The organism is Pseudomonas sp. BS3767, assembly GCF_900099665.1.
Lineage (GTDB): Bacteria > Pseudomonadota > Gammaproteobacteria > Pseudomonadales > Pseudomonadaceae > Aquipseudomonas > Aquipseudomonas cerasi.
Genome location: NZ_FNCX01000012.1, coordinates 133,539 through 156,239, shown reverse-complemented (window position 1 = coordinate 156,239; position 22,701 = coordinate 133,539). Strand labels below are relative to the sequence as shown.

The window sequence follows — 22,701 nt, the reverse complement described above, 5'->3', positions numbered from 1 at the left end:
TGTCTGCACACTGGGCGATGCTCGCGAGCTCACCTGCCCGAATTCGCCCTGAAGCCGTTTCGAACGGGCTCTTGTATCGGGTTTCATCGAATCAACTGCGTCACAACGATAGTCTTAATTCCCGCCTACGCCATTTACAGAGAAACCGGATGAAACGCAGCCTCTTCATTCTAGCCATCATCTTCGCCCTGCTTGCGGGTGGCGCGGGCTGGTACGTAAATAGCAAACTGCCGGTACGTGACGGCGAGATCGCCATGAGCCGTCTTCAGGCCCCCGTCACCCTGCGCTACGACGAGCGTGGCGTGCCGCACATCCGCGCCGAGAACGAAGCCGACCTTTACCGCGCGCTCGGCTATGCCCATGCTCAGGACCGGCTGTTCCAGATGGAAATGCTGCGTCGCCTGGCACGCGGTGAGCTGGCAGAAGTACTGGGGCCGAATCTGCTCGAGACCGACAAGCTGTTTCGCAGCCTGCGCATTCGTGAACATGCGGATGCGTATGTCGCACACCAAGACAAGAACACCCCCACCTGGAAAGCGCTGGAAGCCTACATCGACGGCATCAACCAGTATCAGGATACCCACGCAAGGCCGATGGAGTTCGACGCGCTGGGCATTCCCAGACGGCCGTTCACCACAGAAGACACGGTCAGCATCGCCGGCTATCTGGCTTACAGTTTTGCTGCGGCGTTCAGAACCGAGCCACTGCTGACCTACGTCCGCGACCAGCTCGGCCCGGAGTACTTGAAAGTCTTCGACCTGGACTGGCACCCGGACGGCATGCTCGACTCGAAACCGGCACTGGCCGACGCCGACTGGAAGGGTCTGAATCAACTGGCGCAGTTGAGTCACAAGACGCTTGAAGATGCTGGCCTGCCGCAATTCGAGGGTAGCAACGCCTGGGTGATTTCCGGCAGCCGCACGCAAAGCGGCAAGCCGATTCTCGCGGGCGACCCGCACATCCGCTTCTCGGTGCCTTCGATATGGTACGAAGCGCAGCTATCGGCGCCGGGTTTCGAACTGTACGGACACTTTCCGGCGCTCAACCCGTTCGCGCTGCTGGGCCATAACATGGATTTCGGCTGGAGCCTGACCATGTTTCAGAACGACGACGTGGATCTGATCGCCGAGAAGACCAACCCGGACAACCCGAATCAGGTCTGGTACCACGGGCAATGGGTAGACATGAAACGCACCGAGCAGCAAATTACCGTCAAGGGCCAGGCCCCGGTCACACTGACGCTGCTCGAATCGCCGCACGGACCGATCGTCAACAATGTGATGGGCAAGAACGCCGGCCAGACGCCAATCGCGATGTGGTGGTCGTTTCTGGCATCCGCCAACCCGGTGCTGGACGGTTTCTATGAGACCAACCGCGCCGATACGCTGGACAAGATGCGTAGCGCGGCCGAGAAGATTCAGTCGCCGGGCCTCAATATCGTCTGGGCCAACGCCAAAGGCGATATCGGCTGGTGGGCGGCGGCGCAACTGCCGATCCGTCCGCAGGGCGTCAACCCCACTTTCATTCTGGACGGCAGCACGGCACAGGCCGATAAGCTCGGCTTTTACCCGTTCAGCGCCAACCCGCACGAAGAAAACCCGGCGCGTGGCTACATCGTGTCGGCCAACTTCCAGCCGCAGTCGCCGAACGGCATGCCGATTCCCGGCTACTACAACCCGGCCGAACGCGGCCAGGCGCTGAACCGGCAACTCAGTGACTCCAGCATCAAATGGGACTTGGCCGCCAGCAAGGCGCTGCAACTGGGCACGCAGACCGACTATGCACCGAGCATTCTCAGGCCATTGATTCCGGTACTGCGCAGCGCTGTCAGCGACCCGGACGAACTGGCACTCGTGGAGCGACTGGCCAGTTGGAAAGGTGATTACCCGGTCAATTCGGTGGGTGCCACACTGTTCAATCAGTTCCTGTTCGACCTGACCGAAGAGACCTTTCACGACGAACTGGGCGACGCGATGTTTGAAACACTGCTGTCGACCCGCGTCCTGGACGCCGCGCTGCCGCGCCTGGCCACCGATGCCGACTCGCCGTGGTGGAACAATCGCAATTCACCCCACGAAGAAAGCCGTGCCAACACCGTGAAGGTGGCCTGGCGCGCCACTGTTTCGCACTTGAGGTCGCTGTACGGCACCAACCCGGATGAATGGGTGTGGGGCAAGGCGCATACCTTGACTCAAGGCCACCCGCTGGGTTCGCAGAAGCCGCTGGACATGATCTTTAACGTCGGCCCGTATGCCGCGCCGGGCACGCATGAGGTGCCGAACAACCTGTCATCGAGCATCCGTCCTGCCCCGTGGCCAGTCGGCTACGGCCCCTCGACCCGCCGCCTGATCGACTTCGCCGACCCGGCGCACAGCCTGGGGATAAATCCGGTGGGACAAAGCGGCGTGCCGTTCGACAAGCACTACTCGGATCAGGCCAAGGCTTTCGTGAACGGCGAGTACCTGCCGCAGCGCTTCAGCGAGAAGGACGTGGCCGAGCATACGGAAGGGGTTTTGCGGCTGGTGCCGGGGGCCTAGCGACACGCTTTGCGCCGAGTCCGGAAACGGGGCTTATGCCCGGAGGGCATGGGAGCGAGCTTGCTCGCGAGCTGTCGGAACCGACAGTGAAACCTTCACGTACGGTACATCAGGCACAACCGGGTTTGACTATCGTGCCAATGCTCTGCGTTGGCATGCCTTTCGTGACGCTCCGCGTCACAAGTCTGCGTAGCACCGCGCTATCAAGATCGGACGCAGAGCGTCCAGAGCTGCGCTCCCACGCTGGAGCGTGGGAGCGATAAACCGAGATAGCTAGTTGCTGCCGGTACCTGGCAGTTCGCGAGCAAGCTCGCTCCCACGCCCTCCCGGCACGATCAGGTTTTCAGGCCGCCGGAGCACGCCTCGGATCAGGCTGCTTCCAGGCATCTGCCGCGCTTTCCTCAATAGCCTGCTGGATCGCACGCTTGCGGTTGTTTTCGGCGCGGCGGGTGAAGAACCAGACCAGAAAGGTTGCCAGTGACACGGCCAGCAGGATCAGGCTCGCCACGGCGTTGATTTCAGGCTTCACGCCCAGACGCACGGCAGAGAACACTTCCATTGGCAAGGTCGTCGAGCCGGGCCCGGAGACGAAGCTGGCGAGCACCAGGTCGTCCAGCGACAGCGCGAAGGACATCATGCCCCCGGCTGCCAGCGATGGCGCGATCATCGGGATGGTGATCAGCAAGAACACTTTCCACGGACGGGCACCCAGGTCCATTGCAGCTTCTTCGATCGACAGGTCCAGCTCACGCAGGCGCGCCGACACCACCACCGCCACATAGGCCGCACAGAACGTCGTGTGCGCGATCCAGATGGTCATGATGCCGCGTTCCTGCGGCCAGCCGATCAATTGCGCCATGGCCACGAATAGCAGCAACAGCGACAGACCGGTGATCACTTCCGGCATGACCAGGGGAGCTGTAACCAGCCCGCCAAAGAACGTGCGGCCCTTGAAGCGGCTGATGCGGGTCAGCACAAACGCAGCCATCGTTCCCAGCGCCACCGCAGCAACGGCGGTGTAGCAGGCGATTTCCAACGAGCGCATCACCGAGCCCATCAGTTGCGAGTTGTCCAGCAGGCCGACGTACCACTTCACCGACCAGCCGCCCCAGACCGTCACCAGCTGCGAGGCGTTGAACGAGTAGATGACCAGAATCACCATCGGCGCATAGATGAACAGCAAACCCAGAACCAGCATCAGGTTCGAGAATCGAAAGCGGTTCATGCCTTGCCCTCCAGTTCTTTGGCCTGACTGCGGTTGAACAGGATAATGGGCACGATCAGCACCAGCAGCATGATGACCGCCAGCGCCGAAGCCACCGGCCAGTCACGGTTGTTGAAGAATTCCTGCCACAGCACGCGGCCGATCATCAGGGTTTCCGGGCCGCCGAGCAGCTCGGGAATCACGAACTCGCCGACCACCGGAATGAATACCAGCATGCAGCCGGCGATCACACCGTTCTTGGACAGCGGTACGGTGATTTTCCAGAAACTGTTGAAGGTGCTCGAACCCAGGTCGGACGCGGCTTCCAGCAGGCTGGTGTCGTGCTTCACAAGGTTGGCGTACAGCGGCAGGATCATGAACGGCAGGTAGGAATAGACCACGCCGATGTACACCGCCAGGTTGGTGTTGAGGATCTGCAACGGCGCGTCGATCAGCCCGAGCCACATCAGGAATGCATTGAGCAGCCCGTTGTTGCTGAGGATGCCCATCCAGGCGTAGACGCGGATCAGGATCGCCGTCCAGGTCGGCATCATGATCAGCAGCAACAGCACGGTTTGCAGGTCCTTGCGCGCGCTGGCGATGGCATAGGCCATCGGATAGCCGATCAGCAGGCACAGCAAGGTGCTGATGAAGGCCATCTTCAGCGAGCCCAGATAGGCCGAAACGTACAGGTCATCGCCACTGAGCAAGGTGTAGTTGGCGAAGTTGAGGACCATCTGCAGCTTTTCGTCGGCGTAGCTGAAGATTTCGGTGTACGGCGGGATCGCGACGTCGGCCTCGGCGAAGCTGATCTTGAGCACGATCAGAAACGGCAGGGCAAAGAACAGGAACAGCCATAGAAACGGCACGCCGATGACCATCTGCCGCCCGTTGGGCTTTATGCGCTCGAACGCGCGCTTGATCTTGCGGATTTTCATGAGCGCAGTACCACGCCGCTGTCGTCTTCCCACCACACGTAGACTTCATCGCCCCAGGTAGGCCGTGCGCCCTGACGCTCGGCGTTGGCGACGAACGACTGCACCAGTTTGCCGCCCGGCAGCTCGACGTAGAACACCGAATGACCGCCCAGATAGGCGATGTCGTGGACCTTGCCGCGCGACCAGTTGTATTCGAAGCCTGGCTGCTCGGTGGTGATCAGCAGCTTCTCAGGGCGCAGGGCGTAGGTGATGTGCTTGTCTTCCACCGACGTACTGACGCCGTGGCCGACATAGATATTGCGCTCCAGCTCGGGACTGCGGATCAGCGCGTGGGCTTCCATGTCTTCGATCACGTCACCTTCGAACAGGTTGACGCTGCCGATGAATTCGCAGACCAGACGGCTGGTCGGGGTTTCGTAGATGTCGATCGGGCTGCCGATCTGCGCGATCCAGCCCAGGTGCATGATCGCGATGCGCTCGGCCATGGTCATGGCCTCTTCCTGATCGTGAGTCACCATTACACAAGTCACGCCGACGCGCTCGATGATCTCTACCAGTTCCAGTTGCATCTGCGAACGCAGTTTCTTGTCCAGTGCGCCCATCGGCTCGTCGAGCAGCAAAAGCTTGGGCTTTTTGGCCAGCGAACGGGCCAGGGCCACACGCTGACGCTGACCGCCGGACAGCTGATGCGGCTTGCGCTTGGCGTACTGGGTCATCTGTACCAGCTTGAGCATCTCCGCCACGCGGGCTTCGATTTCCGGCTTGCCCAGCTTGTCCTGCTTCAGGCCGAAGGCGATGTTGTCCGCCACGGTCATGTGCGGGAACAGCGCATAGGACTGGAACATCATGTTGATCGGGCGTTCGTACGGCGGCATGTCGGTGATGTCGACACCGTCGAGGTAGATACGGCCTTCGGTTGGCCGTTCGAACCCGGCCAGCATGCGCAGCAGTGTCGATTTGCCGGAGCCAGAGCCGCCAAGCAGGGCGAAGATCTCGCCCTTGTTGATCTGCAGGGACACATCGTCCACCGCGACCGTCTCGTCGAACTTCTTCGTGACCCGATCGATCCTGACCAGCACCTCTTTGGGTTGCTGACCGCCTTCGATGGCTTTCTTGTAGGCGCCGGAGGCAACTGCCATGGGTGAAACTCCCAACAGGTAGGCAACCCGGCCCATATGGCCGGGTGCTGGATTTTTATTTGCCCGACTTGACCTTGGTCCAGCTGCGGGTCATCAGACGTTGCACCTTGGGTGGCAACTCGCTGTTCACGAACAGGCGGTCCAGCACTTCCTGAGGCGGATAAACCGCTTCATCGGTACGGATGCTCTGGTCCATGAACTCGCCGGAGGCGGGATTGGGGTTGGCATAACCGACTTCATCGCTGACCTTGGCGATCACCTTGGGGTCGAGCATGTAGTTGATGAAGGCACTGGCTTCCTTGATGTTTTTCGAGTCCGCCGGGATCGCCAGCATGTCGAACCACAGGTTACCGCCCTCTTTCGGGATGCTGTAGGCGATCTTCACGCCCTTGCCCGCTTCTTCAGCCCGGGATTTGGCCTGGAACACATCCCCCGAAAAACCTGCGGCGACGCAGATGTCGCCGTTAGCCAGGTCGGTGATGTATTTGGACGAGTGGAAATAGGTCACGTAAGGACGAATCGCCAGCAGCTTGGCTTCGGCCTTCTTGTAATCAGCTTCCTTGGTGCTGTTGGGGTCCAGCCCCATGTAGTTGAGCACCGCTGGCAACATCTCATCGGCGGAGTCGAGAAACGCTACGCCACAGCTGGAGAGCTTCTTGATGTTTTCCGGCTCAAACAGCACGGCCCAGGAGTCGATCTTGTCGACGCCCAACACGGCCTTGACCTTTTCGACGTTGTAACCGATGCCGTTGGTACCCCACAGGTACGGCACGGCGTACTGGTTACCCGGATCGTTCTTCTCCAGGCGCTTGAGCAGCGCCGGGTCGAGATTCTTGTAATTGGGCAGCAGCGACTTGTCGAGCTTCTGGAACGCACCGGCCTTGATCTGCTTGCCGAGGAAGTGATTGGACGGCACCACCACGTCATAACCTGTGCGTCCGGCGAGCAGCTTGGCTTCCAGGGTTTCGTTGGAGTCGAACACGTCATACATCGGCTTGACGCCGGTAGCGGCTTCGAAGTCCGCCAGGGTGGTCTTGCCGATGTAATCGGACCAGTTATAAATATGCACGGTGGACTCAGCCTGGGCACTGATCGACAGTGTCAGCCCGGCAGCCGCCAGCAAGGCTTTGGAAAGAATAGAAATAGACAAAGAATGAGTCCTTTTAACAGAGGGGCCTGAGCGCCGGAGGGCGTCCGGAAAACCAAACCGGCGCGCAACTTACCGTCTATGAGCCCAACCAGCAAAGGTTTAGGCAATATTCCTGTCTGCTGGCTGCTGCGCGGCCGAGGCTACGCAGCATCCACAGGTTTGATGACAGGCTTATTTACCTGATTTTATCTTGGTCCAGCTGCGGGTCATGATCCGCTGCGTAGCTGCAGGCAGGTCAGCGATTGCATACAGTTTGGCCTGTACGTCGGCAGGTGGATAAACGCCAGGGTCACTGGTGATTTCCTTGTCGACCAGCGCCGTAGCCGCCGCGTTACCGTTCGGGAAGCGTACGGCGTTGGTGATCTCGGCCATGATTTCCGGCTTCATCAGGAAGGTCATGAACTTGTAGGCACCCTCGACGTTTTCGGCATCCTTGGGAATGGCGACCATGTCATAGAAGCTGCCGGCGCCTTCTTTCGGAATGTTGTAGGCAACCTTCACCTTGCCACCGGCTTCGGCAGCGCGGGATTTGGCCTGGTAGATATCACCCGAATAGCCGACTGCGACGCAGATGTTGCCATTGGCCAGGTCCGAGATGTACTTGGACGAGTGGAAATAGCCAATCGATGGACGAATCTTCATGAACAGCGCTTCAGCTTCGGCGAGCTGCTTCTTGTCCTGAGAATCGGTCGGGTAGCCCAGGTAATGCAAGGCAATCGGCAGCATTTCGGTCGGCGAATCGAGGAAGCTGATGCCGCACGACTTCAGCTTGGCAGCGTTCTCCGGCTTGAACAGCAGGTCCCAGGAATTGACCGGCGCATCGGCGCCCAGCGCAGCCTCGACCTTGTCCGGGTTGATGCCGATACCGATCGAACCCCACATGTACGGGAATGCGTGCTTGTTGTCCGGGTCGCTGACCGACACGGCCTTGAGCAGCGATTCGTTGAGGTTCTTCCAGTTCGGCAGCTTGGACTTGTCCAGCTCCTGATAAACGCCGGCCTTGATTTGCTTGGCCAGGAAGTTGTTGGACGGCACGACGATGTCATAGCCGGATTTGCCAGCAAGCAATTTGGCTTCAAGCGTCTCGTTGCTGTCGAAAACGTCGTAGACCACCTTGATGCCCGATTCTTTCTCGAATTTGGCAACGGTGTCCGGCGCGATGTAATCGGACCAGTTATAGACGTGCAGCACTTTGTCATCGGCCTGCGCAGCAGTGGCCACAACGCCCATCAGGGACAGCGCGAGAAGGGTCTTGCCAAATTTTTTCATGCGTAGCTCCAATGTATTTTTATCACTGACCGTCAGTTAGCGGCGTGTAGCCATTAGTCTGGCAACTTCCTGGGCAGGCTTTCAAGCCGAAGCCCCTCAAACAATGCACATTGCGCTTGAATCGACGCTTTTTTTGCGTTTTCAGCCCTGCAACACCGCCAGCGTCAGATCCAGGCATTTGCGCGCCTTCTCGACCAGCTCATCGATTTGCGCAAAACTGATCACCAGCGGTGGCGCAATGATCATGGTATCGCCCACAGCCCGCATGATCAGGCCATTGTCGAAGCAGAAGGTTCGACAGATCATTCCCGCGCCCTTGTCGGTATAGCGCTCGCGGGTGGTCTTGTCCTTCACCAGCTCGATGGCCCCCAGCAAACCGACACCCCGGACTTCGCCCACCAGCGGATGATCGCTCAACTCACGCAAACGCTTTTGCAAATACGGTGCCGTTTCCGACCTGACCCGTTCGACGATCTTTTCTTCGCGCAGGATACGGATGTTCTCCAGCGCCACCGCCGCAGCCACCGGGTGCCCGGAGTAGGTAAAGCCATGATTGAAATCGCCGCCCTCATTGAGCACCGCGACGATTTCATCGCGCACGATCAGGCCGCCCATCGGTACATAACCGGAGGTCAGGCCTTTGGCGATGGTCATCATGTCCGGCTTGAGGCCGTAGAAATCGCTACCGAACCACTCACTGGTACGCCCGAAACCACAAATCACCTCATCGGCGGCGAACAGGATGTCGTAGCGGGAAAGGATTTCCCTGATCTTCGGCCAGTAGGAATCGGGCGGGACGATCACACCGCCCGCGCCCTGGATCGGCTCGGCAATGAACGCACCGACGTTCTCGACGCCCAGTTCGAGAATTTTCTTTTCCAGTTGCTCGGCAGCCCAGATACCGAACTCGTCCGGCGTCATGTCGCCGCCTTCGCCGAACCAGTATGGCTGGGGAATGTGCACCACCCCCGGAATCGGCAGGTCGCCCTGCTCGTGCATGTACGTCATGCCTCCCAGGCTGGCACCGGCGACGGTGGAGCCGTGGTAGCCATTGACGCGGCTGATGATGGTTTTCTTGTTCGGCTGGCCTTTCAGCGCCCAGTAATGACGAACCATGCGCAGCATCGTGTCATTGCCTTCAGAGCCAGAACCGGTGAAGAACACATGGTTCATGCCCTGCGGTGCAATCTCGGAAATGGCCTTGGCCAACTCCAGCACGGGCGGGTGGGCGGTCTGGAAAAACAGGTTGTAGTACGGCAGCTCGCGCATTTGTTTGCTGGCTGCGTCGGCCAGTTCTTCGCGGCCATAACCGATGGCCACACACCATAGGCCGGACATGCCATCGAGGATCTTGTGGCCCTCGCTGTCCCACAGATAAACGCCTTCGGCACGGGTGATGATGCGCGGGCCTTTCTCTTTCAATTGTTTGTAGTCGCTGAACGGTGCCAGGTGATGCTCGCTGCTCAGGGCCTGCCATTCGAGGGTTTGCGGGTTGTTGGCACTCATGCAGCACTTCCTTTGATCAGGTCAGTTGGCAGAGCGCCGCGCATCAATCGCAGCGGCGCTCTGCGTGATCAGACGGCGAAAAGCAGGAATTCCCGCTCCCACGAACTGATCACGCGCTTGAAGTTTTCATGCTCGGCGCGCTTGACCGCGACGTAACCGATGATGAATTTCTTGCCCAGGTATTTTTCGATGGTCTTGCTGTTTTCCATACGCTCCAGCGCGTCTTCGATGGTCAACGGCAGACGCAGATTACGCCGCTCGTAACCCCGCCCGACCACCGGTGCGCTCGGGTTGATGCCTTCGACCATGCCGATGAAGCCGCACAGCAGACTGGCGGCGATGGCCAGATAAGGGTTGGCATCGGCACCCGGCAAACGGTTTTCCACGCGACGGTTCTGCGGTACGGCGTCCGGCACACGCAGGCCGACGGTGCGATTCTCTTCGCCCCACTCGACGTTCACTGGCGCCGAAGTGTCGGGCAGAAAGCGCCGGAACGAGTTGACGTTGGGTGCGAACAGCGGCAACAGCTCGGGGATGAACTTCTGCAGACCACCGACGTGGTTCAGAAACAGCTCGCTCATGGTCCCGTCTTCGTTGGAGAAGATATTCTTGCCGGTCTCGATGTCGATGATGCTCTGGTGCAAGTGCATGGCACTGCCTGGCTCGCCGGTCATCGGCTTGGCCATGAAGGTCGCCGCGACGTCGTGCTTGAGGGCGGCTTCGCGCATGGTGCGCTTGAACACCAGAATCTGGTCGGCCAGCGACAAGGCATCACCGTGACGGAAGTTGATTTCCATCTGCGCCGTGCCGTCTTCGTGGATCAGCGTGTCCAGATCCAGGTTCTGCAGTTCGCACCAGTCATAGACGTCTTCGAACAGCGGATCGAATTCGTTGGCCGCCTCGATCGAGAACGACTGACGCCCGGTTTCCGGTCGCCCGGAGCGCCCGATCGGTGGCTGTAGCGGATAGTCCGGGTCGTCGCTACGCTTGGTCAGGTAGAACTCCATCTCCGGCGCCACGATTGGCTGCCAGCCCTGATCGGCGTAAAGCTTGAGGACCTTCTTCAACACGTTGCGCGGCGACAGCTCGATGGGGTTGCCCTGCTTGTCGTAGGTGTCGTGAATCACCTGCGCAGTGGGCTCGACCGCCCAAGGCACCAGATACACCGCGTTCTGGTCGGGACGGCAGATCATGTCGATGTCAGCCGGGTCCAGCAGCTCGTAGTAGATATCGTCTTCTACGTAGTCGCCGGTCACCGTCTGCAACAGCACGCTTTCAGGCAGGCGCATGCCTTTTTCAGCGATGAACTTGTTGGTCGGTGAGATCTTGCCGCGCGTAATCCCGGTGAGGTCGGACATCATGCATTCGACTTCGGTAATCTTGTGTTCTTTCAACCAATCGGTGAGCTGGTCGAGGTTGGTACTCATAAATACCTCAGGGTTTTATTGTCCTGATCGTGATCAGGCGTTCCAGACGCATCGGCGTCATGATGTACAACTCGTTTCGGCAGACGCCGATTAGGGGTAAGGTGACAGCTGCGGGGCCGGATTTCCAGACGGCAGCGGTCACACTGACGACGCCGTTATAGTGGTAATGTCCAGCGCTGAGAGTAGAGCAGACTGGCTTCGATAGCCGTTCAGGGGTGTCGCAAAGTGTGGCAACCCACCACGAGCACCGATATCACAGGCATGATGAGCGCTGTACGGACTTGATAGTCGCGTGTCGACCAGGGAAAGGTGAAGCATAGGACCCCCGCTATTGTTGCTCTACTGGGTTGCGATCGAGCTTAGCCTCGTTCATTTTTTTATACAACAACCCGTTAAAAATAGAAGACAGGCCGCTCTAGCTCGTATTTAACAGCGGTCAGAAACGGAATAAAACGCCCTAAATAGCGGCAAAAAAGGCCATATGGCGCAGTTTTAGGGCAAAAAAAGGCTCTATTGACTTCATCATGGCTTTCGGATTGACTGAGATCCGCAATCATTGATGATTGATATTTTTAACAACAAAGGTGTTGCATCATGTCGGTACCCCCGCGTGCCGTTCAGCTTAACGAAGCGAACGCGTTCCTTAAGGAACATCCTGAGGTTCTGTACGTTGACCTTCTGATTGCAGATATGAATGGTGTGGTGCGTGGCAAACGCATCGAACGCACCAGCCTCCATAAGGTTTACGAGAAGGGCATCAACCTGCCTGCCTCTTTATTTGCTCTGGATATCAATGGCTCCACGGTGGAAAGCACCGGCCTGGGCCTGGACATCGGTGATGCTGACCGAATCTGTTATCCCATCCCTGACACCCTGTGCAACGAGCCATGGCAAAAGCGCCCTACCGCGCAGTTGCTGATGACCATGCACGAACTCGAAGGCGACCCGTTTTTCGCCGACCCGCGTGAGGTATTGCGCCAGGTCGTCGCCAAATTCGACGAAATGGGCCTGACCATCTGCGCAGCGTTCGAGCTGGAGTTCTACCTGATCGATCAGGAGAACGTGAACGGTCGCCCACAACCGCCCCGCTCGCCGATCTCCGGCAAACGCCCGCACTCGACACAGGTCTACCTGATCGACGACCTCGACGAATACGTCGACTGCCTTCAGGACATCCTCGAAGGTGCGAAGGAACAAGGCATTCCTGCCGACGCCATTGTCAAGGAAAGCGCCCCGGCCCAGTTCGAAGTCAACCTGCACCACGTCGCCGACGCGATCAAGGCGTGCGATTACGCCGTACTGCTCAAGCGCCTGATCAAGAACATCGCCTACGATCACGAGATGGACACGACCTTCATGGCCAAGCCCTATCCGGGTCAGGCGGGTAATGGTCTGCACGTTCACATCTCGATCCTGGATCGCGATGGCAAGAACATCTTCACCAGCGAGGATCCCGAGCAGAACGCCGCATTGCGTCATGCAATCGGCGGTGTGCTCGAGACCCTGCCGGCACAAATGGCTTTCCTGTGCCCGAACGTCAACTCGTATCGCCGGTTCGGTGCGCAGTTCTATGTGCCCAACTCGCCGACCTGGGGTCTGGACAACCGTACCGTCGCCGTTCGCGTACCGACCGGCACCGCCGACGCGGTACGTATCGAACACCGGGTTGCCGGTGCCGATGCCAACCCGTATCTGGTGATGGCTTCGGTCCTGGCGGGCGTGCACCACGGCCTGGTCAACAAGGTCGAGCCTGGCGCCCCGGTAGAAGGCAACTCCTACGAGCAGCATGAACAAAGCCTGCCGAACAACCTGCGTGATGCACTGCGCGAGCTGGACGACAACCCGGTCATGGCCAAGTACATCGACCCAAAATACATCGACATCTTCGTGGCCTGTAAGGAGAGCGAGCTGGAAGAGTTCGAACACTCCATCTCCGACCTCGAGTACAACTGGTATCTGCATACGGTCTGATTGAGGCCGAGTAACACAAAACGCCGCAGGCTTTGAGCCTTGCGGCGTTTTTGTTTGGTGCGCTCCCCTTCCAGCCTGGGAGCGATGATCGTTTGGCGACGACAGCGATTCATCCCGTCAGAATCCCTTACAATGCCCGCAGCCCAACCAAGAGCCACGCCCATGACACGCGCCGCCACGCCTCGCAAACCTCAAGCACGCAGCCAGGCCAGAATCGATTCGATTCTCGACGCCGCGCGCACGCTGCTTGCCGAACAAGGAGTGGCCAGCCTATCGATTTACAGCGTTGCCGAGCGCGCCGGCATTCCGCCCTCGTCGGTGTACCACTTCTTCGCCAGCGTCCCTGCACTGCTTGAAGCACTGACCGCCGACATCCACGCCGCCTTTCGCGCGTCGCTGCAGGCCCCCATTGATCACGACCAGCTCACCACCTGGCGCGACCTGTCACGCATCGTCGAACTGCGCATGCTGGCCATCTACAACGCCGACGCCGCCGCCCGCCAATTGATCCTTGCCCAGCACGGCCTGACCGAAATCAACCAGGCCGACCGCCAGCACGATATTGAGCTGGGGCACTTGATGCTTGAAGTGTTTGACCGCCACTTCCAGTTGCCCGCACTGCCGGACGATGTAGACGTGTTTGCGCTGGCCATGGAACTGGGGGATCGCGTGTATGCGCGGTCGGTGCAGTTGCATGACGAGATCACACCGCGCATGGCTGAGGAAGGGATGCGGGTATTTGATGCTTATCTGGGGTTGTATTTGCCGGTGTTTTTGGTGAAGAGGGCAGATTGAGAATTACGACCGAGGGGATTTATTTTTTCTCTCGGGTTCTGTAGATACTTAGCCTGGTCCCTTTTTTCTCGCTTCAATGCCGCGACCTGATCAGCATAGGTGGTTGAATTCTAATTATCAGTACCTTCAATCCTGGACCTATAATTTATCTTCTCTTGAAAATATTTAATTCTTGCAGCGAAAGCTTCAGTTTCTAGCGTGCCATTAATATAAATAGGACTGTCAGGCTTAGGCTTTTTAATACCGGCAGCTTTAAGTGCAGCATAATATTTTTGGCGTGCACTCCTCACGACAGGATCTCTTCTGGCAAAGCCTATTTGATGCCCTCCTCGTCTTTTACTCGGCCTCGATGAAGCTGCTTTACTGGGTTGAAGAGGTCATGGCAGTTTCTTCAAATAGAGCCAGCTGTCAGCATCCGGCAAAACCGCTACGTCGCTACCTCACATAACTGCTAGGTAAAAAGCAAAAAACCCCGGAGGGTCAGGACCGTCCAGGGTGTTTTTTGCCCATCGTTTACAGCTTGGCGATGGAGACTTCTGTCGACTTCACGAAGGCGATGACTTCGCTGCCGACGACCAGCTCCAGCTCCTTGACCGAGCGGGTGGTGATGACCGAGGTCACGACACCCGACGCGGTCTGTACGTCGATTTCAGACAGTACGTCGCCGTGGACGATTTCCTTGATGGTGCCTTTGAACTGATTGCGAACGTTGATGGCTTTGATAGTCATGGCATGTCTTCCTTTGGGGATCAGGGTTAATTTGCCCAGCGCAATTGCGTAGGCAGTGGCGAAAACGGTTCCGGGTCAGGTGGCGAACCCGGCAGGGCCAGCACACGGTTGAGCACTTCAGCCTCCAGCGCCGCAAGGCGATGCGAACCACGAACACGCGGGCGTGGCAGGTCGACCAGCAGATCGAGACCGATCTGCCCCTCTTCGATCAGGATCACCCGGTCGGCAATGGCCACGGCCTCGCTGACGTCGTGGGTTACCAGCAGCACCGTGAAACCATACTGGCCCCACAGCTTTTCGATCAGTTGCTGCATTTCGATCCGGGTCAGCGCATCCAGCGCGCCCAACGGCTCGTCGAGCAACAGCAGACGCGGCTTGTGAATCAGTGCACGAGCCAAGGCAACGCGCTGCTTCTGACCGCCGGACAATGCGGCAGGCCATTCATTGGCGCGCTCGGCGAGGCCGACGGCCTCAAGCGCTTCAAGGGCCTGCGCCCGCCAGTCGCCGCTCAACCCGAGGCCGACGTTGTCGATGATCTTTTTCCAGGGCAGCAAGCGCGCTTCCTGAAACATCAATCGCGTGTCTTCGCGGGCATCGTCCAATGGTGCAGAGCCGGCAAGCAGCTGGCCTTGCGTTGGTTTGTCGAGCCCGGCGAGCAGACGCAACAGTGTGCTTTTGCCACAACCGCTGCGGCCGACGATGGCGACGAACTGACCGGCAGGGATGTGCAGGTCGATGTCCTTGAGCACTTCACGGGCACCGAACGCTTTTTTCAGCTTGCGTACTGCCAGCGGGATGCCACGCAGCAAGTGTGGAGGTTGCTGTTTCAGACTGGTCATGCGGCACCGCCTTTGCTCACTTGATAGGCCGGGTGCCAGCGCAGGCAGACACGTTCCAGGCCTCGCGCCGCCAGATCGGCCAGCTTGCCGAGTACGGCGTACAACACGATGGCCAGCACCACGACGTCGGTTTGCAGAAACTCCCGCGCATTCATCGCCAGGTAGCCGATGCCGGAGCTGGCAGAAATGGTTTCCGCCACGATCAGCGTCAGCCACATGAAGCCCAGCGCAAAGCGCACGCCGACCAGAATCGAAGGCATGGCGCCCGGCAGGATCACATGACGGAACAGGCTGAAACCTGACAGGCCATAGCTGCGGGACATTTCTACCAGTGCCGGATCGATGTTGCGGATGCCGTGGTAGGTGTTCAGATAAATCGGGAACAGGGTGCCCAGCGCGACAAGGAATATCTTGGCGGTCTCATCAATGCCGAACCACAGAATGACCAGCGGAATCAGCGCCAGGTGCGGCACGTTACGGATCATCTGCACCGAGCTGTCCAGCAGACGCTCGCCCCATTTGCTCAGGCCGGTAATGAAGCCCAGCGCCAGACCGATGCCGCCGCCAATGGCGAATCCGATCCCGGCGCGCCAGCCGCTGATCGCCAGATGCGTCCAGATTTCGCCGCTGGCGACCAGGTTTATGCCCGCTTCGATGACAGCGCTGGGTGCGGGCAGAATGCGTGTGGATAACCAGCCGGCGCTGACTGACAACTGCCAGACTGCCAACAACAGCACTGGAAGTGCCCAAGGCGCCAGTCGATGAACGATGCGTTGCGAAGCACTGAGGCTCATGGAGTTGTCTCCTCGAAGGGCCTGACGATCACTGTGCTTGAGCAACAGCAGCAGGAGGTGTCCAGACCACATCAGCAATGCTGAGCGGCTTCGGAATCAGCTTGAGCTGGTAGAAGGTGTCAGCGATTTTCTGCTGTGCCGCCACCACCGGCGGGGTCAGGAACTGCGCGCCGTAGCCCTGACGCTTCACTGAAGTCAGGGTGATGTCGGCCGGCAGCCCCAGCAACGGTGCGACCTGTTGGGTCACTTCATCGGGATTGGCCTTGGACCATTCGCCCACCGCACGGACCTCCTCGATCAGGGCCTGAATGACCTTGGGGTTTTTCTGCGCGTATGGCTTGGTGGCGAGATAGAACTGATGGTTGTCGACAATGCCGGTGCCGTCTTTCAAGGTCCGCGCCTGCAATTGCTTTTCAGCTGCGGCCTGGTAAGGGTCCCAGATGACCCAGGCATCCACACTGCCGCGCTCGAAAGCGGCACGCGCATCGGCCGGAGGCAGAAAGACGGTCTGGATATCGGTGTATTTCAGGCCGGCATCTTCCAGTGCCTTGACCAGCAGATAATGGACGTTCGAGCCTTTATTGAGGACGACTTTCTTGCCCTTCAGGTCTTTGACCGAGGTGATCGGGGAGTCTTTGGGGACCAGGATGGCTTCGCTGGTCGGCGCTGGCGGCTCGTAGGCGACATACAGCAGGTCCGCGCCTGCGGCCTGAGCGAAGACTGGCGGCGTTTCGCCGGTGACGCCGAAGTCGATGGAACCGACATTCAGGCCTTCAAGCAGTTGAGGGCCACCAGGGAACTCGGTCCACTGGACTTTAACGCCCTGCTCGGCCAGACGCTTTTCCAGCGAGCCCTTGACCTTGAGCAGCACCAGCGTGCCGTACTTCTGGTAACCGATGCGCAGATCTTCCGCCTGGGCCTGAGTGACCGCACCAAGAGCGACCGCAGCAGCAAACAGCGCGACAAGGCTTCGACGCAAAATGACAGTGCGCATATGCGCTCCTTTACCTATTTGGGGTGATCCCCTGCTCGACCGGTGAGGGACGAGCAAGGTGGGAATAGGCACGACATTAACAGCCCTTTTTTATATCTATAAATCTTATTTATTCATTTAGTTATTCCATAAATGAATATAAGGGAAGTGCCGTTGCCTGCACGTTGCGGACCTGTGACGCAGAGCGTCACGACCTGCATTCCCAGGCTGGAGCGTGAGGAACGATAATCTCAACTATCGTGCCCATGCTCTGCGTCCGCGGTTGATCCAGCGACGCAGCCAGCGGCAGGGAACAATAAAAAAGGGCCGATAAATCGGCCCGAATAACCCCACGCTTGGTAGATCGAAAATCAGCGGTTTGGCTGTGGTGTCAGGCGCAGATAGGGCGTGACTGCCTTATAGCCCTTGGGAAAGCGTTGCTTGATCTCGGCTTCATCCTTGATCGACGGCACGATCACTACGTCATCACCGTCCACCCAGTTGGCGGGCGTGGCGACCTTGTAGTTGTCGGTCAATTGCAGAGAGTCGATAACGCGCAGAATCTCGTGGAAGTTACGCCCGGTGCTGGCCGGATAGGTGATCGTCAGACGCACCTTCTTGTTCGGATCGATCACGAACAGCGAGCGCACAGTCAGTGTGTCGTTGGCATTGGGATGAATCAGGTCGTACAGGTCGGAGACCTTGCGGTCGGCATCGGCCAGAATCGGGAAATTGACCAGGGTGTTTTGCGTGGTGTTGATGTCGTCGATCCACTTGATGTGCGAATCGACCGGGTCCACCGACAGCGCAATGGCTTTCACGCCGCGCTTGGCGAACTCGTCTTTCAGTTTGGCAGTGAAACCCAGTTCTGTGGTGCACACCGGCGTGAAGTCCGCCGGATGAGAAAACAACACACCCCAGCTGTCGCCGAGCCATTCATGAAATCGGATACGACCCTCGCTGGATTCCTGCTCGAAGTCAGGGGCGATGTCGCCAAGTCGCAGTGTCATGGTGTTGCTCCTTGTCTTTATCAGGTAGGCCTTGGTATAGCACTACTGTGCGCCCTGTCGAGGAAAGTTAAAAAGAATAAATAATGCGCCTTATAGACCTGTCAGGAATATCAAAAAACAGGCAAAAGAAACCCCGCACGGGGCGGGGTCTCTTTGAGCATCAATACACTTACATGAAGTTGTAGGTGTAGTTGAAGATCAGACGGGTTTGATCAGCATCAACAGCGCTGTTGAGGCCACCATCAGCACGGTAGTTCCCGCGACGCAATGAAGTACCCAAGCCTTTCAACGGACCGCTCTGTACCACGTAGTCAACGCGCATATCGCGTTCCCACTCAGAATACTCGTTGCCGAACGAAGGGGTATTACGTGCGCCTTTGATGTCATCACCGTAAAGGTAAGCAAGGGATGCTTTAAGGCCTGGAACGCCAACCTTGGCGAAGTCATACGAATACTGACCGAACGTGGTGTTCTCACCCGCACGGTTGAAGCCGTTGATCATCGAGTCAGTGAACAGGTAGAAACTCGAACCGCCGTTGCCTTCGGAACTGGAGCGGCTGGTGCCGTTTTTGGTGACACTACCCTGACCCAGATAAACCATACCGCCGTCATCACCAACCTGCTGATGGCCAACCATCAATGCATGGCCGCCCAACGAGTAGGTGAACATGGCGGACCAAGTGGTGTTGTCTACTTCACCAGGTTTTTTGGCATAACCGCTATTGTTGTTGAAACTGTAGCCAGTTGCGCCGCTGCTGTTTTTACCGTCAGAGCTGCTGTTGAAATAACGCAGGTCAGTCTTGAAGGACTGGTTGTCGCTGATCGGGTAAACATGAACCAGACCCAGGAAGTGTTGCTTGTAGAAATCTTCCAGGTTGGCGTAGTAGTACTGCAGGGTCAGGTCTTTGGTGACTTTCCAGTCTGCACCAGCGAAACGGAACTGGTCGCTGGTCTCGGTAGCGCCAGCAACGGACAGGTCAGTCCAGTTGCTCGAAGCGCGGCCGATGGATTTGTTCAGCTGACCGGCAGTGAAGGTGACATTGTCCAGATCCTTGGAAGTCAGGATGCCGCCCTGGAAAGCCTGAGGCAGAAGACGACCATCGTTGCTGACCAGAATTGGCAGGTTAGGTGCCAATGCGTTACCGACTTTCAGCTCGGTTTTCGAGAAGCGTACCTTGCCGTTGGCGCCCAGACGGCTCCACTCGTCAACTGAAGAACCGTCAGTGTCAGAAGGCGAGATTGCACCGTTCACTGCGTGATGGCCACGGCCACCATCAAGGTGAACGCCCACCAGACCTTGCAGGTCAAGACCAAAACCAACAGTGCCCTGAGTAAAGCCCGACAGGTAGTCAAACTTCAAACCAGTGGCAGTCTCACGATTGTTGGCCGAGCCAGGCTCACGCTGGTCGTTGTCAAAATACAGAGTACGAGAACTAACGGACGCTTTGCTGTCTTCAAGGAAACCAGCTGCACCGGCCTGCTGGGCCAATACACCGACGGTTACGGCCAAGGCCAGGGTGGACTTCTTCATTACTACGCTCCTCGTGAATCTAATTTTTTATGTCTCTGGTGCCGGGCGCTGCCCTGACCCAGAGATATTGCGATAGGCGACAGTCCCGACCTGGAGGTCAATGGATTCTGTCTACCCCGACTTTTGACTAGACCGCGTATGTCGGTGGCCGCAGGAATTAGTGAGAATTCTTCATGCTCCAAAGGAACCGTTTTGCAGATCCTAAGAACATTCAGGCATATGTCACAACTCGTGTCAGCCAGGACGTCACGGAGTGTATCGACCTAATTGCGTAATTCCCAAAATTTATTTCGGTACCGTTCGTCAGATCTATCATCTTCGTGCGCCCGACCGGAAAAATGCATCTTCACCGGTCTCGATCTCCGCCAGTAGAGTATTGATGCAAAACTGGCGAAAGCCTTGTATTACGGGAACTTCGGGGAGATTAGTCAGTTAATGTGACAGTTGTCATCACTTTGACGGCGCACCTCGTTCAAGCACAAAAATTTTTTTTCACTTTGCTTTTTTGGGCCATTTTCAAGCGTTTTTCGGCCTTTCGAGCCGTCCTTCACTGTAGCCCACGTGAACAAAAAGGCAATTCTGGTGTCGGGCGCTGTAACAGCCAGCCGATTGGCCAATGCGCAAACGGCTCATTTATGCATGAGACCGGGACGGTTCATCATCGAGTTCGAATGAATGAGTGCATCAGTATGGTTTTTTGCACCCTCGTGGTGCGCAAATTGAGTGCACTCCTGAAAACCGGAAGGCTGAAACATGTACTACGTTACGAGGGATGAGCGACGCTGCACTACGACTTTGTTCTATAGCCAAATCACCTTCGGCACTCGAAGAACATGTATAAATATTTATAATTCAAAGAGTTATGCGCCGCACAAATAAAGCATGGCATCACAGAGAGGACCCGTCTCACACGCGGATGCGTTTTTTCTGAAACGATTTGAAAACTGGCACGCCCCCTGCAATAGGTATTACATCACCAGTTTTGGGGACCTTGGTACAGGCAGGCCGGGGATTCCCCTCTTTTATTCCTCCCGGAGACTGACCTCCAGTCTCCAGCGCCCGTCCACCTTCTCAGTGCGCCAGTCGCCATGAAGTGGACGGGCTGCCAGGAGCGTCAGCACCAACCCCTTCTCTCCCCGTTCCACCTTCCAGCGCGCAACCCTATTGTCGAACCTCAGTTGGCCCGTCCACGGCTGTCCTGACGCATCGACGTTGAGTACCACGGCACCATCCACCGTCGCGCCGCGATACTTCGGTTCTTCGTTGAACCAGAGCGCCAGACCGGCAGGCAATTCTTCGATCTGCTCCAGTTCAACCGGGTCAGGTTGCTGCAGACGGCCGATAATCGTGCCCACGGTAAACCCGACAATCGCCATGGAACCAAGAACACGCGGCCATAGCTTCGGTCTCGGGTCCTCTTCAAGGGTAGAATGCATCCCGTCCTTTCGTTCGGAGCCGTGCATGTTTCACGTCATCCTTTTTCAACCAGAAATTCCGCCGAATACCGGCAATGTCATCAGGCTATGCGCCAACAGTGGCTGCACCCTGCATTTGATCGAACCCTTGGGTTTCGAGCTGGACGACAAGCGCCTGCGCCGTGCCGGGCTCGATTATCACGAGTATGCCACGCTGCAGACACATGCTGACCTGGCAAGCTGCCTGGAGAAGATCGGCAACCCGAGGTTGTTTGCCTTCACCACCAAAGGCTCGCGGCCTTTTCATGATGCGAGCTTTGAGCCTGGCGATGCCTTTCTGTTCGGTCCGGAAAGCCGTGGCCTGCCCGCCGATATTCTTGACTCGCTGAGCAGCGAGCATCGCCTGCGACTGCACATGCGTGAAGGCTGCCGTAGCTTGAATCTGTCCAACACGGTGGCCGTGGCCGTCTATGAGGCATGGCGTCAGCACGGATTTGCTTAGGCCTAAGTGTGGCATTTGCTTAATCAGACTGATGCTCCGCATCACACAGCGGTTCTGCGATTCAGTGAGATTCAGGCTCGACTTCGTCGGGTTCCTTCGCGATAAAAAGCATCCATTTGGCCCAGCCGCCATTCTTGAACAGACACAAAAAAGCGCCCCGAAAGGCGCTTTTTGTTTGCAGCGGTAACGCTTACTGAACAGTCGGCGTTTCGCCAGCTTCCTGCATGCGTTGCAGTTCTTGCGCGTACAGGGCGTCGAAGTTCACCGGAGCCAGCATCAGCGCAGGGAACGAGCCACGTACGACCAGGTTGTCGATGGCTTCGCGAGCGTAAGGGAACAGGATGTTCGGGCAGAATGCGCCGAGGGTGTGGCTCATTGCGCCGTCGTCCAGGCCCTTGATCAGGAAGATACCGGCCTGTTGCACTTCAACGATGAAGGCAACTTCGTCGCCGTTGTTGACGGTCACGGACAGGGTCAGCACGACTTCGTAGAAATCGCCTTCCAGCTGCTTCTGACGGGTGTTGAGGTCCAGGCTGACGGTCGGCGTCCACTCCTGGCGGAAGATCGCCGGGCTTTTTGGCGCTTCGAACGACAGGTCGCGAACGTAGATACGCTGCAGGGAAAATTGTGGGCCGTTTTCTTCGTTGGCAACGGCGTCGTTGTTCGGTTGATCGGTCATCTCGGATCCTTGTCAGATTAGGCTGAAAGATTAAGGGATATCAGGCCAGCAGCGCATCGAGCTTGCCGGCACGCTCCAGAGCAAACAGGTCATCGCAGCCGCCCACGTGGGTCGAGCCGATCCAGATTTGCGGTACGGAAGTACGACCGGCCTTCTTGGTCATTTCGGCACGCAGCTGCGGCTTGCCGTCGACGCGGATTTCCTCGAAGGCCACGCTCTTGCTCTGCAGAAGCTGTTTGGCACGTATGCAATACGGGCAGTAGTCGCTGGAATAGACGATGACTTGAGCCATG

Annotated in this window: 20 protein-coding genes; 4 read left to right on the top strand and 16 right to left on the bottom strand. The window is 57.8% G+C overall.

The annotated features are described in order from the left end of the window. Positions 1–149: 149 nt before the first annotated feature. A complete protein-coding gene (locus BLR16_RS26355; RefSeq protein WP_074807137.1) occupies positions 150–2,537 on the top strand; it encodes a penicillin acylase family protein in 2,388 nt (795 codons plus the stop codon). Positions 2,538–2,880: 343 nt separating this feature from the next. Here the strand turns inward: BLR16_RS26355 and BLR16_RS26345 are convergent, their stop codons facing one another. The 7 genes from BLR16_RS26345 to BLR16_RS26315 all read right to left on the bottom strand — a co-directional run bounded on the left by BLR16_RS26345 (position 2,881) and on the right by BLR16_RS26315 (position 11,170). Further along, complete coding sequence (locus tag BLR16_RS26345; RefSeq protein WP_003318275.1) at positions 2,881–3,762, bottom strand: ABC transporter permease subunit; 882 nt, start codon at positions 3,760–3,762, stop codon at positions 2,881–2,883. Beyond that, positions 3,759–4,679 carry an ABC transporter permease subunit gene (locus BLR16_RS26340; protein WP_003372160.1) on the bottom strand — a complete coding sequence of 307 codons (921 nt, stop codon included), beginning with the start codon at positions 4,677–4,679 and terminating at the stop codon, positions 3,759–3,761. The genes BLR16_RS26345 and BLR16_RS26340 overlap by 4 nt, the downstream gene beginning before the upstream one ends. Continuing rightward, positions 4,676–5,818, bottom strand: a complete 1,143-nt coding sequence (potA, locus tag BLR16_RS26335) for a polyamine ABC transporter ATP-binding protein (protein ID WP_003372162.1) — start codon at positions 5,816–5,818, stop codon at positions 4,676–4,678. Before potA ends, BLR16_RS26340 begins: the two co-directional genes overlap by 4 nt. Positions 5,819–5,873: 55 nt before the next feature. Then, positions 5,874–6,968, bottom strand: a complete 1,095-nt coding sequence (locus tag BLR16_RS26330; RefSeq protein WP_003372164.1) for a polyamine ABC transporter substrate-binding protein — start codon at positions 6,966–6,968, stop codon at positions 5,874–5,876. Positions 6,969–7,139: 171 nt separating this feature from the next. Then, positions 7,140–8,237 (bottom strand): polyamine ABC transporter substrate-binding protein, encoded by a 1,098-nt coding sequence (locus BLR16_RS26325; protein WP_074807134.1) that lies wholly within the window; start codon positions 8,235–8,237, stop codon positions 7,140–7,142. Positions 8,238–8,378: 141 nt separating this feature from the next. After that, positions 8,379–9,743, bottom strand: coding sequence for an aspartate aminotransferase family protein (locus BLR16_RS26320; protein ID WP_074807131.1), 1,365 nt, complete (start codon positions 9,741–9,743; stop codon positions 8,379–8,381). A 68-nt stretch (positions 9,744–9,811) separates the two neighbouring features. Further along, positions 9,812–11,170, bottom strand: a complete 1,359-nt coding sequence (locus BLR16_RS26315) for a glutamine synthetase family protein (RefSeq protein WP_002555767.1) — start codon at positions 11,168–11,170, stop codon at positions 9,812–9,814. Between the two features lie 594 nt (positions 11,171–11,764). On the opposite strand from BLR16_RS26315, the gene BLR16_RS26310 reads away from it, so the two are divergent. Next, a complete protein-coding gene (locus tag BLR16_RS26310; protein WP_003413528.1) occupies positions 11,765–13,141 on the top strand; it encodes a glutamine synthetase family protein in 1,377 nt (458 codons plus the stop codon). A 162-nt stretch (positions 13,142–13,303) separates the two neighbouring features. Further along, on the top strand, positions 13,304–13,936 hold the full coding sequence (locus BLR16_RS26305; protein ID WP_044310199.1) for a TetR/AcrR family transcriptional regulator: 633 nt from the start codon (positions 13,304–13,306) through the stop codon (positions 13,934–13,936). Between the two features lie 513 nt (positions 13,937–14,449). On the opposite strand, the gene BLR16_RS26300 is transcribed toward BLR16_RS26305, so the two are convergent. The 7 genes from BLR16_RS26300 to BLR16_RS26265 form a co-directional block, all read right to left on the bottom strand. Further along, a complete protein-coding gene (locus tag BLR16_RS26300) occupies positions 14,450–14,665 on the bottom strand; it encodes a TOBE domain-containing protein (RefSeq protein WP_002555770.1) in 216 nt (71 codons plus the stop codon). A gap of 26 nt (positions 14,666–14,691) precedes the next feature. Next, positions 14,692–15,504, bottom strand: coding sequence for an aliphatic sulfonates ABC transporter ATP-binding protein (ssuB, locus tag BLR16_RS26295; protein ID WP_003427335.1), 813 nt, complete (start codon positions 15,502–15,504; stop codon positions 14,692–14,694). Then, the gene (ssuC, locus tag BLR16_RS26290) at positions 15,501–16,298 is read right to left on the bottom strand and encodes an aliphatic sulfonate ABC transporter permease SsuC (protein WP_003413534.1); all 798 of its coding nucleotides are present in this window, start codon (positions 16,296–16,298) and stop codon (positions 15,501–15,503) included. The genes ssuB and ssuC overlap by 4 nt, the downstream gene beginning before the upstream one ends. Before the next feature lie 28 nt (positions 16,299–16,326). Beyond that, entirely contained in the window at positions 16,327–17,292 is a 966-nt protein-coding gene (locus BLR16_RS26285; RefSeq protein ID WP_058416230.1) for a sulfonate ABC transporter substrate-binding protein, read from the bottom strand. A 350-nt stretch (positions 17,293–17,642) separates the two neighbouring features. Then, positions 17,643–18,281 carry a peroxiredoxin gene (locus BLR16_RS26280; protein WP_003318285.1) on the bottom strand — a complete coding sequence of 213 codons (639 nt, stop codon included), beginning with the start codon at positions 18,279–18,281 and terminating at the stop codon, positions 17,643–17,645. A 169-nt stretch (positions 18,282–18,450) separates the two neighbouring features. Continuing rightward, the gene (locus BLR16_RS26275) at positions 18,451–19,812 is read right to left on the bottom strand and encodes an OprD family porin (RefSeq protein ID WP_074807128.1); all 1,362 of its coding nucleotides are present in this window, start codon (positions 19,810–19,812) and stop codon (positions 18,451–18,453) included. 1,022 nt (positions 19,813–20,834) lie between these two features. Further along, positions 20,835–21,275 (bottom strand): hypothetical protein, encoded by a 441-nt coding sequence (locus BLR16_RS26265; RefSeq protein ID WP_003372188.1) that lies wholly within the window; start codon positions 21,273–21,275, stop codon positions 20,835–20,837. On the opposite strand from BLR16_RS26265, the gene BLR16_RS26260 reads away from it, so the two are divergent. Beyond that, on the top strand, positions 21,274–21,729 hold the full coding sequence (locus tag BLR16_RS26260; RefSeq protein ID WP_074807126.1) for a tRNA (cytidine(34)-2'-O)-methyltransferase: 456 nt from the start codon (positions 21,274–21,276) through the stop codon (positions 21,727–21,729). The two genes, BLR16_RS26265 and BLR16_RS26260, sit on opposite strands and share 2 nt — an antisense overlap. A 190-nt stretch (positions 21,730–21,919) precedes the next feature. On the opposite strand, the gene secB is transcribed toward BLR16_RS26260, so the two are convergent. Next, a complete protein-coding gene (gene secB / locus BLR16_RS26255; protein WP_003372189.1) occupies positions 21,920–22,408 on the bottom strand; it encodes a protein-export chaperone SecB in 489 nt (162 codons plus the stop codon). Between the two features lie 40 nt (positions 22,409–22,448). Then, positions 22,449–22,700, bottom strand: a complete 252-nt coding sequence (gene grxC / locus BLR16_RS26250) for a glutaredoxin 3 (protein ID WP_002551467.1) — start codon at positions 22,698–22,700, stop codon at positions 22,449–22,451. Between the last annotated feature and the right edge of the window lies 1 nt (position 22,701).